Raw genomic sequence first — 14,232 nt, forward strand, 5'->3', positions numbered from 1 at the left:
CTCCCGGCGGTGTTGCCCGGCGTCGGCAATTACCTCAAGCACTGCCGCCTCCGCCGGGGGCGCCTGACGGCGCCGGTCGCGATGCAAAGCAGCGCTCCAACAGAAACGTTCGGCGTTATTGGCAGGCTTCGCAGCCCAGGTCATCGATTTCGGAGGCGCTGGGAGCACGTGAACCGCTGCCCGCCTTGCCGCTCAGAAAGTCCTCTATGCCCCGCGGCTCGGAAGCAGCAGGCGGGGTGGGCGTCGGGGTCGGCTGCGCCGCCGGTGCACCGCCGTTGCTCACGGCATTCAGGGTGCCGCGGTCCACGGTGGACTTCTCCACCGAGGTGGCGCCCAGAGCGCGCAGGTAGTAGGTGGTCTTCAGGCCGCGGAACCAGGCCATGCGATAGGTCACGTCGAGTTTCTTGCCGGAAACCCCCTTGATGTAGAGGTTCAGCGACTGGGCCTGGTCGATCCACTTCTGGCGGCGGGAGGCGGCCTCCACCAGCCACTTGGGCTCCACCTCGAAGGCGGAGGCGTACTTGGCCTTGAGGTCCTCCGGCACCCGGTCGATGGGCTGCACGCTGCCGTCGTAGTACTTGAGGTCGTTGATCATCACCTCGTCCCACAGGCCTCGCTCCTTCAGGTCGTTGACCATGAAGGCGTTGACCACGGTGAACTCGCCGGAGAGATTCGACTTCACATAGAGGTTCTGATAGGTCGGCTCGATCGACTGAGTGACGCCGCAGATATTGGAAATGGTCGCCGTGGGGGCGATGGCCATGACGTTGGAGTTGCGCATGCCCTGCTTGGCAACCTTGCTGCGGATGCGTCCCCAGTCCTGGGTGCTCGAGGTGTCCATCTCGATGTACTGCTCGCCGCGCTCGAGCTTGAGCTTCTCGATAGAGTCGATGGGCAGCACGCCCTGGCTCCAGAGCGAACCGTCGAAGCTTTCGTAGCGGCCGCGTTCGGCGGCCAGGTCGCTCGATGCCTCGATGGCGTGGTAGCTGACCAGCTCCATGGAGCGGTCGGCGAACTCGATGGCTCCGTCGCTGGCATAGGCGACGCCCAGGGCGTATAGCGCATCCTGGAAGCCCATGATGCCGAGCCCCACCGGCCGGTGCTTGAAGTTGGAATTGCGTCCCTGGGGCACCGCGTAGTAATTGATGTCGATGACGTTGTCGAGCATGCGCACCGCGGTGCGTACCGTCTTGCCCAGCTTCTCGTTGTCGAGCTTTCCGTCGGTCACGTGCTGTGCCAGGTTGACCGAACCCAGGTTACACACCGCAATCTCATCGACGCTGGTGTTGAGCGTGATCTCGGTGCACAGGTTGGAGGAGTGCACCACGCCGGCGTGCTGCTGCGGGCTACGCAGGTTGCAGGGGTCCTTGAAGGTGATCCACGGATGGCCCGTCTCGAACAGCATCGAGAGCATCTTGCGCCACAGGTCCTTGGCGCGGACCCGCTTATAGAGCTTGAGCTGACCGCTGTAGGTCATCGCCTCGTACTCTGCATAGCGCTTCTCGAAGGCGGCGCCGTAGAGGTCGTGGAGGTCCGGGCAGTTGGAGGGTGAGAACAGCGTCCACTCCTTGTCGTCGAAGACCCGCTTCATGAACAGGTCCGGCACCCAGTTGGCAGTGTTCATGTCGTGGGCGCGGCGGCGGTCGTCACCGGTGTTCTTGCGCAGGTCGAGGAACTCCTCGACATCCAGGTGCCAGGTCTCCAGATAGGCGCAGACCGCGCCCTTGCGCTTGCCGCCCTGGTTGACCGCCACCGCGGTGTCGTTGACCACCTTGAGAAAGGGCACCACACCCTGGCTCTTGCCGTTGGTGCCTTTGATGTAGGAACCCAGGGCACGCACCGGCGTCCAATCGTTGCCCAGGCCGCCGGCCCATTTTGAGAGCAGGGCGTTGTCGCGGATGGCGCTGTAGATGCCGTCCAGGTTGTCGGGCACGGTGGTGAGGTAGCAGGAGGAGAGCTGGCTGCGCACGGTGCCGGCGTTGAACAGCGTCGGCGTGGAGGCCATGTAGTCGAAGCTGGATAGCAGCTCGTAGAATTCGATGGCGCGGGCTTCGCGGTCGTCTTCATTCAGCGAAAGACCCATGGCGATGCGCATGAACATTACCTGGGGCAGCTCGTAACGCACGTCGTCGCGGTGGATGAAATAGCGGTCGTAGAGCGTCTGCAGGCCCAGGTAGGTGAAGGCGTTGTCGCGGGAATGGTCCAGCGCGTCGCCCAGCCGCTCGAGGTCGAACTCGGCGAGCCTGGGGTCGAGCTGCTCGAACTCGATGCCGCGGGCCACATAGGCGTGGAAGGCCGGCTTGTAGAGTTCGGCCATTTCGCCGAAGGTGGCTTCTTCGGCCACACCCAGGAACGACAGGGCCTCGCGGCGCAGGTTGTCCTGCAGCAGCCGGGCGGTGACGTAGGTGTAGTTGGGGTCCTTCTCCACCAGGGTACGGGCGGTCATCATCAGCGCCTGGGAGACGCCATCGACGGTGACGCCGTCGTAGAGGTTCTTCAGTGCTTCTTCTACGATGTGGTTGGGGTCGACATTGGCCAGCTCCGCGCAGGCGTCGAACACCAGCGTCTCGATACGGCCCAGGTCGAGCGGCCGGCGGCTGCCATCGAGGGCAGTGACGTTGAGCGTCGGGTGGGGTTTCTCGATGTCATCGCCGGCAGCGGCCCGGGCCCGAGCGTGGGCTTCACGGTAGAGGACGTAGGCGCGGGCGACCTTTTGTTCGCCGGCACGCATCAGCGCCAGTTCGACCTGGTCCTGGATGTCCTCGATGTGTACCGTGCCGCCATCGGGCATGCGGCGCTGGAAGGTTTCGGCAATGGTGCGCGAGGCCACGGCGACGAAATCGCGCACCCGGGAGGAGGAGGCCGCATTGTCGCCCTCCACAGCGATGAAGGCCTTGGACATGGCCACGGCGATCTTGCTGACATCGAAGGCCGCCACGTCACCGGTTCGCTTGATGACGCGCAGCGTCTGCGGTGCGGTGATGGACAGGCTGGCGGCAGCGGAGGTCTGGGGCTGTTCCATGGTGGGTTGTTCGCTTCCTATCAGGGCTTGTCGTCGGGAATCGATGAGCATTGAAAGCAAGGGATTGAATTGCCACTAGCTGCACATCATCTTGTGTTTTTGTTGTCGATTGACACAAGATAGAGTGCTTTTTGGCAGTCATCAAGTGGGTAGCCTGTGGGCGTCCTGGTGACTTCCTGTGGCATCGCCGAGCATCGGGGCTATGCTTCGCTGGCCAGGCCGTTTGGGAAACACTGCACAAATGCCTACGCGAGCGAATCGCTGCGTTGCGCGGTGCGCGGAATCCTCACATATACCCCATATGCTCCGGTTCCTGTGCTCCGTGCGCCTTGCGCTTCATCTCGCTCGGCAATTTGTTCAGCGTTTCCTTTGCACGCAATATCAACACAGGCATGCGAAATGGCATATTTCGGGTATCCTTGATGTAGATGGCGGGACAGGGTGTCCCGGAAATGCAAATGAATTGCCCGGCACGGGGATAACGAGGATGGAATACAACCTGGAAAACAGCGACATGGAGCACGTGCTGATTATCGAGGATGACGTGCGCCTGGCCGAACTCACGCGGGACTACCTGGAGGCCAATGGCTTTCAGGTGACCGTGGAGTCCGAGGGCTCGCGAGGCGTTGAGCAGATCCAGACCCTGCAGCCGGATCTGGTGATCCTCGATTTGATGCTGCCGGGTGAAGATGGTCTGTCGATCTGTCGACGGGCCCGGCCTGACTACAGCGGACCGATTCTCATGTTGACCGCCCGCACCGACGATATGGATCAGGTGCTGGGGCTGGAGATGGGTGCCGACGACTACGTTCCCAAGCCGGTTCAGCCCCGGGTGCTGCTGGCACGCATGCGGGCGCTGCTGCGACGGACGGACAGCACCGAACAGGGCGGCGACGTGCGCCTCTCGTTTGGCAACCTGGATATCGACAGCGCCACCCGCGAAGCCTGGCTGGAGGGCGATCGCATCGACCTGACCAGCGCCGAGTTCGACCTGCTGTGGCTATTGGCGAGCAATGCCGGGCGTGTACTCACCCGTGAGGAGATCTTCAGCGACCTGCGTGGCATCAAGTACGACGGCCAGGATCGTTCCATCGACGTGCGGGTTTCTCGTATTCGTCCGAAGATCGGCGACGACCCCAATCATCCGCACCGTATCAAGACCGTGCGCAGCAAGGGTTACCTCTTCGTCAAGGACGCCTGAGCGATGCAGCGGTTCCTGGCCGATGGCACATTCCTGCGCGTCTACCTGGCTCTGGCGTTGGCGTTGCTGGTGACTTTCGGCCTGGCGCTGATGGGCCTGGCCCTGGTCGACCGGGTGCGTATTGAACAGTTCCGCGAACAGCTGGCCGAAGCGCCGTTGCAGCTGTTGACCCTAAAGGTCGCCACCCTGCCGGCGAACGAGCGCGGTGACTGGCTGACCCAGCAATCCGACCGGCTGGACATGCGGCTTTCCTTGCGTAGCCCCGACGATGCCGGCCTGGGCTGGTTCGAGCGCAGGCGCCTGGAGCGTGGCAGCGTCCTGGTCAAGCCGGAAGATGGCGAGAACTGGCGCCTTTACCGCCGCATAGCCGGTGAGTACCGGGTGCTCGAAGCGCGCCTGTCCGGGCTCAATGAGCGCCAATTGCGTGGCCTGGCCCAGATGCTGGGAGACTGGCTGGCCGAGGAGGAAGGTGACGCCCGGCAGCAACGGCTGGCCCACGTGACTACCGACGCTCTGCCGGTTCAGCTCAGCGACCTGGCCCCGGAGGGGCTCGACAGCCACCAGCTCTCGCGGCTGCGCGAGGGGGAACTGGTAATACGCCTGCTGCCGGGCCATTGGGCGCTGACGGTTTATCTTGCCGTACCTGCGCGGGATGGCGGCCGACAATGGCTATCGATCGGCCCGGTATCGGCCCTGGAGCCGACGCCCATCTCCTTGTTGTTGCTGGTATTGGTGATCATGCTGGCCGTGCTGGCGGTGATCATTTACCTCATCGTACGTGGTGTCGAAGCTCGCTTGGCACGTCTGGAACTGGCCGCCGGCCGCATTGCCAGTGGCCGGCTCGATACCCGGGTCAAAGTCGACGGTGGTGGCTTCATCGGCCGGGTGGCCATGGCATTCAATGCCATGGCGGCGCAGGTGCAGTCGCTGCTGCGCTCCCAGCAGGAGATGATTCGCGCCGTATCCCACGAACTGCGCACCCCCGTCGCCCGGATTCGCTTCGCCATGCAGATGGTCGAGGACATGACCGATGATCCGGCCGTCCATCGCCAGCTGCATGGCATCGACGGCGATATCGAGGAGCTCGACCACCTCATCGACGAAATTCTCACCTATGCACGCCTCGACAGCGGCATCGTCAACGGGACCGAACTGCAGCGTGTCGTTGTCGACTGCCGTGGCATGGCCAGGCAGGTACTCGATACCCTGGCACCTCTGCACGCTCACCTTCGCCTGGAACTGGCACCCGGACCCGAGGTGGAAGCCCTTGCCGATTCACGCTACCTGCAGCGGGCGCTGCAGAATCTGGTGGCCAACGCCTGCCGACATGCCCGTTCCCACGTACTGATACGCCTCACGGTGGAGCCACGGCTGGTGCGGCTTGATATCGAGGATGACGGCCCCGGGATCCCGGAGAGCGAGCGTCAGACCATCTTCAAGCCCTTCGCCCGTCTGGATGACAGCCGCACGCGTCGCTCGGGCGGCTATGGGCTGGGGCTTTCCATCGTCCAGAAAGTCATGACCTGGCACGGCGGCAGCGTGGTGGTGGACGACAGCCAACAGCTGGGGGGCGCACGCTTCTCGCTGTTGCTGCCTATACCGAAAGAGGCGGTGCTGTTGCCCGTCAAGCCGGCCTGATGCCTTCCAGTACCGCGAACGACGTCTCCCGCGCGGTGTTCAGGAAGTCCTCCATCCAGGGCTGGTCGCGGCTATCTTCCCGAATGGCGGCAAACAGCGTGCTCCACATCCCCTTTTCGCCCAGAGCCACCGCCTTCACATAGTCCCGTTCCAAGTATTCGGTCAACGCCCAGTTGGGTAGCGCACAGACGCCGCGTCCGCTGGCAACCAACTGCATCATCATGATGGTCAACTCGGCCGTGCGAAGTTCTCGCGGCCTGACCCCGGCGGGGTCGAGAAACTGGGTAAACACATCCAGGCGGCTGTGCTCCACCGGGTAGGTGATCAGTGTCTCCCCGGCGAGATCCTGGGGCGCAATGAAGGCACGATCGGCCAGCGGGTGCTGGCGGGCCACCGCGAGTAGGCCCTGATAGCGGAACAGTGGCTCATAGTAGACCCCGGGTAGTGCCTGCGGGTCGGCGGTGATCACCAGGTCGAGCTGCTCCCGCGCCAGCGCCGGCAGCGGCTCGAAGTGGTGGCCGCCGGGAATATCGATCTCAACCTCCGGCCAGTGATCGCGGAAGTTATCGATGGTCGGCATCAGCCATTGAAAGCAGCTGTGGCACTCGATGGCCATGTGCAGCCGCCCGGGTGCATGGCCGATGAGTCTCGCCAGGTCCCGCTCGGCCATGCGCACCAGCGGCAGAACCTGTTCGGCCAGCGCCAGCAGCCGCTGGCCCGCGCGGGTGAACTCCACGGGGCGGGACTTGCGCACGAATAGCTGGCTTCCCAAACGCTCCTCGAGATCCTTGATCTGGTGCGAGAGTGCCGACTGGGTGAGATGGACCCGCTCCGCTGCTTCCACCAGTGAACCCGCGTCACGCAGGGCAATCAGGGTTCGCAGATGGCGTAGTTCTAGCATGATGAACCCGTTTCATGGTTATGATTAATATGGTTAGTTTTATCCACCAGAGGCGACGACACTGCTCTGCATTCATTCATGCAGAAGAGTCCGCATCATGACATTAGCTCATACATCTGGCTATCCGTGGATTGGTGGTGGCAGCGAGTTGAAGCACGCCAGCAGCCGGCTGTTCGACGAGTGGCCGAGGCCCGTGATGCCAGTCACCCTGTCAAGGCGGTGCTGCCCGGCCCTGTCCAACATGGCCGAGGCGGCCCGGAAGCTGCGCTGGCGCTACGCTTGAAGAGGTTCGGTGCGCTGCATTCGTGGCGCGTGAAACGGGTATCAGGCCGCGGGATCTCGGTGCCTGTTATGCTGTGGTGGTTCGACACGCTCAAGGAATTGTCATGACGCTTCGTTTACCGTTTACCCTTCGGCCAGCGCTGCTGGCTGCCGCTTCGCTGTTGTTGGTCGGCTGCGCCGCCGCGCCTGTCGACGGGCCGCGTCCCGGTGCCAGTCAGGTTACCAGCACCGCGCCGCTGCTGCCCTCGTTGCTCTTTGCCGGTGGCGCCGAGCGTTTCGAGGCCTGGCGCTGCACGCCGCAGCAGGATCTGGTTACCGCCTTTGGCGAGCGTGAGCTGCGGCTGTGGTCGGCACACGGTGCCTATCGGCTGCAGCCGGCCGTGGTGGCCAGCGGTGCTCGCTACCAGCAAGGCGATCTCAGCTTCTGGAACAAAGGGGCAGACGCCGTGGTGGAGAGCGCCAACGGACGGCTCGACTGCAGCGCCGCCATGGCACGCTCTCCCTTGACTCGCGAGCAGCGCCCCGGCGTGATGTTCCACGGCCGTGGTAACGAGCCGGGCTGGCACGTCAATCTGGCCCACGACACCCCTGAACTGACGCTGGCGCTGGACTACGGTGCGCGCAAGCTGACGCTGCCCTACCGTGTCACCGAGATGGACAATGCCGAGGGTCGCGTGACCCTGGCCAGCGGCCTGGCCGACCAGCCCTTCGAGCTGCAACTGGAGGCGAGGGGCTGCTTCGACGACATGAGCGGTGAGCCATTTCCCGCCCGTGTCACCCTGACCATCGACGGGCAGGCGTTGAGGGGCTGTGGGCAAGGAATCTCTCCTTAGGCCACAGCTGAACTCAATTGGTTTGAAGACGATAGGCGCAACGTCGCGCTCCTTCCAGCACGTGTTCGACGCGCTCCACGCTGACGTCCGTGCCCAGTACGGCGCGAAACACCTGCAGCTCGGAGTGACAGAAGGCGGGACAGGTGCGGGCGGCGCTGCAGATCGGACAGTGGTTCTCGACCAGCAGCAGGCTGCCATCGGCGTTTTGCTGCCATTCGGCCATATAGCCTTCGCGGCTGCGGATCTCGGCCAGTTGCGCGACCCGCGCCGCCAGGGTTTCGGCATCGGCCAACTCGCGGCGATAGTGTGCCAGGATCTCGGCACCACGCGCCTCCACCAGGCGATCCAGCGCCGCTACGCCCAGGGTGTTGCGTACGCTGATAATCAGTCGCGAGGCGAGTTCGGCGTGGGTGTCGGGAAAGCGGCCGTGCCCGGCCTCGGTGAGGCGCCATTCGACGACAGGGCGGCCGACACCACCCGGTCGCGAACGCTGTGCCACCAGCCCCCGGCGAGCAAGCTTGCTCAGCTGTTGGCGGGCGTTTTCGCCGGTGGTACCGAGCATCTCGCCCAACTCCGCAGCGGAGTGGGGCCCTCGGGACTTCAGCAGGTGCAGCAGTCGCTGCGCGGCGGTATCAGCCGGTTTTTCATTAGGGTCGCTTGACATGGTGCCCGTTGGAATTAATCTAGTGTATGCTTGGAAAATACCGACGAGGCGGCCAGGAGGCAAGTCCGGATCGCCTCGATTCCCACCGTGAAAGCAAGGAGCATGACCTGATGGCATTTGAATTGCCCGCACTGCCCTACGAAAAGAACGCGCTCGAGCCGCATATCTCCGCCGAGACGCTCGAATACCACTACGGTAAGCACCACCAGGCCTATGTCACCAAGCTCAACGAGCTGGTCGAAGGCACCGACAACGCCAACAAGTCGCTGGAAGAGATCATCAAGAGCGCCTCAGGCGGTCTGTTCAACCAGGCGGCTCAGGTGTGGAACCACACTTTCTACTGGCACTGCCTGTCTCCCAACGGTGGCGGTGAGCCGAGCGGTGCGCTGGCTGAAGCGATTAATGCCAAGTTCGGCTCCTTCGACAAGTTCAAGGAGACCTTCAACGCCAATGCCGCCGGCAACTTCGGTTCCGGCTGGACCTGGCTGATCAAGACCGACGATGGCGGCGTGGATATCGTCAATACCAGCAACGCTGATACTCCCATCGCCTATGGCCAGACCCCGGTACTGACCATCGACGTGTGGGAGCACGCCTACTACATCGACTACCGCAACGCCCGTCCCAAGTACCTGGATAGCGTGTGGAACCTGATCAACTGGGATTTCGTCGCCCAGAACTTCAGTTAATTTCGGGCGCCGAATCGGCGCCATGAGAAACTGACAAAGGCCCTGTCGCAAGCGACAGGGCCTTTGTGTGTCGGATGAGCACGTGTCGAGGGTGTGTAGCTGGCGTACGCCAGGAGACGTAATCTTTCGATTTAATTAATATATTCAGGTGAATTGTTGCGCTTTTATACGATAATTTAGATCGATAGAGTAATGGCCATCTTCCTCTATTTTTCAGGAGAACTGCCATGACTACCCGTGCACTCGTCATCACTTCGTCCATCCTCGGCGCTCAGGGCCAGTCCATTGCCCTGGCCGATCACTTCACCACTCGTGGCAAAGAGCGGGAGGCGTTCGCGATCACCCGCCGCGATCTGGTGGCCGATGAGCTGCCGCACCTCTGTGTCGACGAGCTTTCCAGCTGGCAGGTGCCGGCGGCGGAGCGCACGCCCGAGCAGCGTACCCTGGCGGAGCGCTCGGATGGGTTGATCGATGAGCTGAAAGCGCACGATGTCCTGGTGCTGGCGGTGCCCCTGTACAACCTGGGCATTCCCTCTCAGCTCAAGGCATGGTTCGACCGGGTGCTGCGTGCCGGTGAAACCTTCCGCTACAGCGAAAAAGGCCCCCAGGGCCTGGTGGAGGGCAAGCAGGCCGTCATCCTGGCGGCCCGCGGCGGGCAGTACGCCGGCAGTGAGCTGGACAGCCAGACACCGCACCTCAAGGCCATGCTGGGTCTGATCGGCATCACCGATGTGACGGTAGTGTTCGCCGAGGGGTTGGCCATGGGGGAGGGGCATCGCGATGCCTCGCTCAAGGAGGCCCGGCAGGCTATCGATGGGCTGGTTGCCACTCTCTCATGACTTAAAACGGTCAGGCTGCCTGCCAGGCGGGGCCTGCGTTGAGGATGCGGACAAGGACCGGGCATTCGTCGCGATGGGCACCGGGCAGGTAGCCGGTACTCATCAGGAATTCGCCGACAATTTCGGGCCCGGTGAAGCGTAAGGTCTTGCGAAACAGTGTTACCCAGTCAGCATGGGGCTGTGGGTGGTGGTGGTCCAGCCAGGCCTTGAAGCTGCCATGTTCTCGGCAAAGCGCCTGGACGACGCCGGCGTTGTGGATCACGGCATCCACCTTGAGCCGGTTGCGAATGATGCTGGCATCGCTCAGCAGTCGTTGCCGTTCGTCTACTCCGTACGCCGCGATACGGTCGATGTCGAAGTCATCGAAGGCGAGGCGAAAGGCATCGCGCTTCTTCAGCACGGTCAACCACGAGAGTCCCGCCTGGTTGATTTCCAGCACCAGTCGCTCGAAAAGCGTCCGGTCGTCATCGACGGGAAAACCATATTCTGCGTCATGGTAGGGGCCGTGAAACGGATGGCCCGGTGCCAGATCACAATAATGCGACATTTTGCCGTCTCCGCTGTCTTTTACTATTGGCAAGCCGTCATCAGCTTGTCAGGATTCCATTATCTGTCATCAATGCTTCAGGAGTCCCAGCATGAAAATCCTAACTGCAAACCGCAAGACCGGAAAGGTGGCAGCGCTATCCCTGCTGACCGGAGGTGCCTTGGCGCTTTACCTTGCCCTGGCCCCTGGTACCAGCACCCATGCTGGGCCGGTGGTCGAGATGTACCAGGATCCCAACTGCGGTTGCTGCACCGACTGGGCGGACCACCTCAAGGAAGCGGGCTTCGAGGTTCGTCAGCACAAAACCAGCGACATGCGCTCGGTAAAGGTAGAGCACGGCGTTACACAGGAACTCTCGTCCTGCCACACGGCGCTGGTCGATGGCTACGTCATCGAAGGCCATGTGCCCGCCGCCGACATAAAGCGGCTGCTTGAGGAGAAACCCAATGTGGTCGGGCTGACGGTGCCGGGGATGCCCCACGGTTCGCCGGGCATGGAAACCGGTCGCTATGACGATTATGCCGTGCTGACCTGGCGTCACGGGGGCCGGACGCCGGCCATCTTCAGCGAGTACATTCATGATTGAGAGTCTTCCCTGAACCAACTGAGATGGAGGTGGCCCATGCAATTTCTACACACCATGGTGCGCGTCAGCGACCTGGACGCGTCGCTGCGTTTCTATTGCGACCTGCTGGGGTTGAAGGAGGTGCGCCGCATGGAAAACGAGAAGGGACGCTTTACTCTGATATTCCTGGCCGCGCCCGAGGGCGAGGCGCGTTCGGCGGAGCTCAAGGCGCCCGAGCTGGAGCTGACCTGGAACTGGGATCCCGAAGAGTATACCGGTGGGCGCAACTTCGGCCACCTGGCCTACCGGGTCGATGACATCTATGTCCTGTGCGAGCGCTTGCAGGAGAATGGCGTGACCATCAATCGGCCTCCGCGCGACGGCCATATGGCCTTTGTGCGCAGTCCCGACGGCATCTCCGTCGAGCTGCTGCAGCGGGGCGAGGCCCTGCCGCCCAGCGAGCCCTGGGCTTCCATGGAAAACACCGGCACCTGGTAAGAGGGTGTCTACAGGCTCCTAGGCCATGCGTCGTTGAAATCAGCCTCGTGCGCGAGTCCGATCAAAATGCTCACTTACAACCTCGTAAACTCCACTTTTTCGGCTTATTTCGCCTTGCCTGGCCGTCGCACGTGATATTTCTACTCACCCCCCTAAGAATGCACGAATTAAGGATTAACCAATAATGAAACGGAGTTTCCTGAGCCGGAGCCTGCTGATGGGGCTCCTGGCGCTGACGCTGGCGGCCTGCAGCAGCAAACCCTCTGATATCGACAGGCGAGGTGTCGAATCGTCAGGGGGCAAGCTGGATGGGCCGGTGGTAGGACAGCGCTGGAATCTGCTGCTGGTCGGTACCGACCAGCGCCTCTCCATGCCCACCACGCCGCATTTCGTGATTGTACCGAATGGCCGCGTCACCGGTCACGACGGCTGCAATGCGATCAATGGCAGGGTGCAGCTGGACGACGGCAATCGCATCCAGTTCGGCGAGTTAACCAGCACGCGAATGGGCTGCCCGCAGCTCGACGATGCCCGTCGTGTCACCGGCATGATGGAAACGGCCTACCGCTACCTTATCGATCATGACCGGCTGGTGTTCTTCGGCCCGGATCAACGGGTGTTAGGAGGCTGGCGCAAGGCCAACTGAAGCAAGCAAAAAGCGCGGCCATGGCCGCGCTTTTCAACATCCGATTTCCCTAACGGCCCGGCAGGGCGTTGCGTACCCAAATCATCCCGGCGGTAAGGGCTCGCGACAGTGCCGGTGCCAGCGGCGTAAGCAGGATCCAGGGGGCGACGACCAGGTTGATGGCGATGGCCGCGAAGTAGACGTCGCTGAACCAGTGGGCGCCGCTGAGGATGCGCGGTGCGCTGAGCAGTACGGCGAACAGGGCGCTGGTCAGCATCACCTTGAGCCCTGCAAAGCGCCACATGAAGGCGGTGAATAGCACCAGGTTCACGCCGTGGTCGCCGGGAAAGCTGCTGCCGGAGCTGTCCTTGGTCGAGAAGTCGACCATCTCGGTGATCAGGTTGATGTTGTCGTAGACCAGGGTGGGGCTGGGGTGGGTATAGGGCACCACCAGACGAACTCCCTGGGCGATGAAAACGGCCGAGAGCAGCATGGTGATACCGATGCCGCCCCAGCGAAGCATTCGGTGATGCGGGTTGGCATCGCGACCGATGGCCCAGAGATAGATCGCCAGCAGGATCAATAAGCTGAAGACATCGAACAGGCGGTTGTTGGTTGCCGCCACGAACAGCACCCAGGCTTCGTTCTCTTCGCTGAGCCAGGCATTGGTAGCAAAGAAGACGGCATCATCGATCTGCGTCCAGAACATCTGCCCCGGGGACATCCAGGACCACACCAGGATGGCACCCAGGAGATTGAAAAGCAGAATACGTCCAAGCGCGAAGTTGGTTTTTATCTGGGGCATGGGCGGCGGCACGAGTCGTAGGAAGTGTCCGCCCATTCTAGGCGAAACCTCGGTAGCGGAACAGTGTTCCTTAATGCCATGGCAGCCTGGTACCGACGGTTAATATTGCCAGGCAGCCTTGCAGATGGATGCCTGGCGAGGTCGCGCTACTGCATGTGCCAGCCGTGGCTGGCCACGATCGACTGGCCGGTGAGCGCTGCCGTAGGGAAGGCGGCGAGGTGAAGTGCCACCTCGGCGATATCGTCCAGGGTGGTGAACTCCCGGTCCACGGTGTCTTTGAGCATGACATCGCGTATCACTGCCTCCTCGGAGATTCCCAGTGCGGCCGCCTGTTCGGGAATCTGCTTGTCGACCAGCGGCGTACGCACGAAGCCGGGACAGATGACATTGGTGCGCACCCGGTGCGCCGCGCCCTCCTTGGCCACTGTGCGGCATAGCCCGAGCAAGGCATGCTTGGCCGCTACATAGGGCGCCTTGAGCGGCGAAGCGAGCTTGCTGTGCACCGAGCCCATGTAAAGCAGGCAGCCGCCACTCTCCTGTCGGTACATTTGGCGCAGGGCGGCACTCGTCAGCAGGAAGGCACCGTCCAGGTGCACCGAGACCACCTTGCGCCAGTCGGCGAAGCTCAAGGTATGCAGCGGTTCGATATGCTGAATCCCGGCATTGGCGATGGCGATGTCCAGGCGGCCCCACTCCTGTACGACCTGCGTTACACCGGCCTCCACGGCGGCTTCGTCGGTTACATCCATGGTCACGGCCATGGCCACGCCGCCCTGCTCGTGAATGGCGTGTACCACGGCATCGGCGGCTTCGCGGTTCAGGTCGGCAATCGCGACCCGGGCGCCCTCGCGGGCGTAGCGTTCGGCGATGGCGCGTCCAATACCACCGGCGGCGCCGGTGATTAGAGCTGTCTTGTCAGTCAGTTGCATGGTCGTATCTCCAGTTCAGGGTCAGTTACCGCTATACACCTGTGCGGGCAGCCAGGTGGCCAGGGGCTCAAAAAAGAACACCAGCGCCAGCCCCAGTAGCTGTATGGCCACGAAAGGCGCCACGCCCTTGTAGATGTCGACGGTGGTGATGCCCGGCGGACAGACCCCCTTGATGTAGAACAGTGCGAAGCCCA

At 62.5% G+C, this 14,232-nt stretch carries 15 protein-coding genes; 9 read left to right on the plus strand and 6 right to left on the minus strand.

Annotated elements, in window-relative coordinates; genetic code table 11:
- Positions 1-115 precede the first annotated feature (115 nt).
- Positions 116-3,022 carry a ribonucleoside-diphosphate reductase subunit alpha gene (locus tag DU490_RS13980; protein WP_114574894.1) on the minus strand — a complete coding sequence of 969 codons (2,907 nt, stop codon included), beginning with the start codon at positions 3,020-3,022 and terminating at the stop codon, positions 116-118.
- A gap of 487 nt (positions 3,023-3,509) precedes the next feature.
- Between DU490_RS13980 and DU490_RS13985 the strand changes: the two genes are divergently transcribed.
- A complete protein-coding gene (locus DU490_RS13985) occupies positions 3,510-4,223 on the plus strand; it encodes a response regulator (protein ID WP_114574895.1) in 714 nt (237 codons plus the stop codon).
- Positions 4,224-4,226: 3 nt separating this feature from the next.
- Positions 4,227-5,861: an ATP-binding protein gene (locus tag DU490_RS13990; RefSeq protein ID WP_114574896.1), complete on the plus strand. Its 1,635-nt coding sequence runs from the start codon at positions 4,227-4,229 to the stop codon at positions 5,859-5,861.
- Here DU490_RS13990 and DU490_RS13995 read toward each other — a convergent pair.
- Complete coding sequence (locus DU490_RS13995) at positions 5,848-6,762, minus strand: LysR family transcriptional regulator (RefSeq protein WP_114574897.1); 915 nt, start codon at positions 6,760-6,762, stop codon at positions 5,848-5,850. The two genes, DU490_RS13990 and DU490_RS13995, sit on opposite strands and share 14 nt — an antisense overlap.
- Positions 6,763-6,859: 97 nt before the next feature.
- Here DU490_RS13995 and DU490_RS17020 point away from each other — a divergent pair, with 97 nt between their 5' ends.
- Both DU490_RS17020 and DU490_RS14000 read left to right on the plus strand, forming a co-directional pair.
- Positions 6,860-7,045: a hypothetical protein gene (locus DU490_RS17020; protein ID WP_147270468.1), complete on the plus strand. Its 186-nt coding sequence runs from the start codon at positions 6,860-6,862 to the stop codon at positions 7,043-7,045.
- 103 nt (positions 7,046-7,148) lie between these two features.
- Positions 7,149-7,877 carry an MliC family protein gene (locus DU490_RS14000; protein WP_114574898.1) on the plus strand — a complete coding sequence of 243 codons (729 nt, stop codon included), beginning with the start codon at positions 7,149-7,151 and terminating at the stop codon, positions 7,875-7,877.
- Between the two features lie 13 nt (positions 7,878-7,890).
- On the opposite strand, the gene DU490_RS14005 is transcribed toward DU490_RS14000, so the two are convergent.
- The gene (locus DU490_RS14005) at positions 7,891-8,541 is read right to left on the minus strand and encodes a metalloregulator ArsR/SmtB family transcription factor (protein WP_114574899.1); all 651 of its coding nucleotides are present in this window, start codon (positions 8,539-8,541) and stop codon (positions 7,891-7,893) included.
- A 110-nt stretch (positions 8,542-8,651) separates the two neighbouring features.
- Between DU490_RS14005 and DU490_RS14010 the strand changes: the two genes are divergently transcribed.
- Together DU490_RS14010 and DU490_RS14015 are read left to right on the plus strand one after the other, a co-directional pair.
- Positions 8,652-9,230: a superoxide dismutase gene (locus DU490_RS14010; RefSeq protein WP_114574908.1), complete on the plus strand. Its 579-nt coding sequence runs from the start codon at positions 8,652-8,654 to the stop codon at positions 9,228-9,230.
- A gap of 227 nt (positions 9,231-9,457) precedes the next feature.
- Positions 9,458-10,069: an FMN-dependent NADH-azoreductase gene (locus DU490_RS14015; protein WP_114574900.1), complete on the plus strand. Its 612-nt coding sequence runs from the start codon at positions 9,458-9,460 to the stop codon at positions 10,067-10,069.
- 10 nt (positions 10,070-10,079) lie between these two features.
- On the opposite strand, the gene DU490_RS14020 is transcribed toward DU490_RS14015, so the two are convergent.
- Positions 10,080-10,616, minus strand: coding sequence for a DNA-3-methyladenine glycosylase I (locus DU490_RS14020; RefSeq protein WP_114574901.1), 537 nt, complete (start codon positions 10,614-10,616; stop codon positions 10,080-10,082).
- A gap of 91 nt (positions 10,617-10,707) precedes the next feature.
- Here DU490_RS14020 and DU490_RS14025 point away from each other — a divergent pair, with 91 nt between their 5' ends.
- The 3 genes from DU490_RS14025 to DU490_RS14035 all read left to right on the plus strand — a co-directional run bounded on the left by DU490_RS14025 (position 10,708) and on the right by DU490_RS14035 (position 12,325).
- Positions 10,708-11,202, plus strand: coding sequence for a DUF411 domain-containing protein (locus DU490_RS14025; protein ID WP_114574902.1), 495 nt, complete (start codon positions 10,708-10,710; stop codon positions 11,200-11,202).
- Between the two features lie 36 nt (positions 11,203-11,238).
- Positions 11,239-11,679 (plus strand): VOC family protein, encoded by a 441-nt coding sequence (locus DU490_RS14030; RefSeq protein WP_114574903.1) that lies wholly within the window; start codon positions 11,239-11,241, stop codon positions 11,677-11,679.
- Between the two features lie 184 nt (positions 11,680-11,863).
- Positions 11,864-12,325 carry an META domain-containing protein gene (locus DU490_RS14035; RefSeq protein ID WP_114574904.1) on the plus strand — a complete coding sequence of 154 codons (462 nt, stop codon included), beginning with the start codon at positions 11,864-11,866 and terminating at the stop codon, positions 12,323-12,325.
- Between the two features lie 49 nt (positions 12,326-12,374).
- Here DU490_RS14035 and DU490_RS14040 read toward each other — a convergent pair whose 3' ends face one another.
- Together DU490_RS14040 and DU490_RS14045 are read right to left on the minus strand one after the other, a co-directional pair.
- Positions 12,375-13,109, minus strand: a complete 735-nt coding sequence (locus tag DU490_RS14040) for a phosphatase PAP2 family protein (RefSeq protein ID WP_258801671.1) — start codon at positions 13,107-13,109, stop codon at positions 12,375-12,377.
- A gap of 146 nt (positions 13,110-13,255) precedes the next feature.
- Positions 13,256-14,038, minus strand: coding sequence for a 3-hydroxybutyrate dehydrogenase (locus DU490_RS14045; RefSeq protein WP_114574906.1), 783 nt, complete (start codon positions 14,036-14,038; stop codon positions 13,256-13,258).
- Between the last annotated feature and the right edge of the window lie 194 nt (positions 14,039-14,232).

It is taken from the genome of Halomonas sp. DQ26W (genome assembly GCF_003339685.1).
Classification (GTDB): Bacteria; Pseudomonadota; Gammaproteobacteria; order Pseudomonadales; family Halomonadaceae; genus Halomonas.

Bases quoted from the DNA above. Each gene is read 5' to 3' on its own strand.
- DU490_RS14040 (WP_258801671.1), bottom strand. From the start codon at position 13,109: ATGCCCCAGATAAAAACCAACTTCGCGCTTGGACGTATTCTGCTTTTC.
- DU490_RS13995 (WP_114574897.1), bottom strand. From the start codon at position 6,762: ATGCTAGAACTACGCCATCTGCGAACCCTGATTGCCCTGCGTGACGCG.
- DU490_RS13990 (WP_114574896.1), top strand. From the start codon at position 4,227: ATGCAGCGGTTCCTGGCCGATGGCACATTCCTGCGCGTCTACCTGGCT.
- DU490_RS14005 (WP_114574899.1), bottom strand. From the start codon at position 8,541: ATGTCAAGCGACCCTAATGAAAAACCGGCTGATACCGCCGCGCAGCGA.
- DU490_RS14025 (WP_114574902.1), top strand. From the start codon at position 10,708: ATGAAAATCCTAACTGCAAACCGCAAGACCGGAAAGGTGGCAGCGCTA.
- DU490_RS14010 (WP_114574908.1), top strand. From the start codon at position 8,652: ATGGCATTTGAATTGCCCGCACTGCCCTACGAAAAGAACGCGCTCGAG.
- DU490_RS13985 (WP_114574895.1), top strand. From the start codon at position 3,510: ATGGAATACAACCTGGAAAACAGCGACATGGAGCACGTGCTGATTATC.
- DU490_RS17020 (WP_147270468.1), top strand. From the start codon at position 6,860: ATGACATTAGCTCATACATCTGGCTATCCGTGGATTGGTGGTGGCAGC.
- DU490_RS14030 (WP_114574903.1), top strand. From the start codon at position 11,239: ATGCAATTTCTACACACCATGGTGCGCGTCAGCGACCTGGACGCGTCG.
- DU490_RS14045 (WP_114574906.1), bottom strand. From the start codon at position 14,038: ATGCAACTGACTGACAAGACAGCTCTAATCACCGGCGCCGCCGGTGGT.
- DU490_RS14015 (WP_114574900.1), top strand. From the start codon at position 9,458: ATGACTACCCGTGCACTCGTCATCACTTCGTCCATCCTCGGCGCTCAG.
- DU490_RS14000 (WP_114574898.1), top strand. From the start codon at position 7,149: ATGACGCTTCGTTTACCGTTTACCCTTCGGCCAGCGCTGCTGGCTGCC.
- DU490_RS13980 (WP_114574894.1), bottom strand. From the start codon at position 3,022: ATGGAACAGCCCCAGACCTCCGCTGCCGCCAGCCTGTCCATCACCGCA.
- DU490_RS14035 (WP_114574904.1), top strand. From the start codon at position 11,864: ATGAAACGGAGTTTCCTGAGCCGGAGCCTGCTGATGGGGCTCCTGGCG.
- DU490_RS14020 (WP_114574901.1), bottom strand. From the start codon at position 10,616: ATGTCGCATTATTGTGATCTGGCACCGGGCCATCCGTTTCACGGCCCC.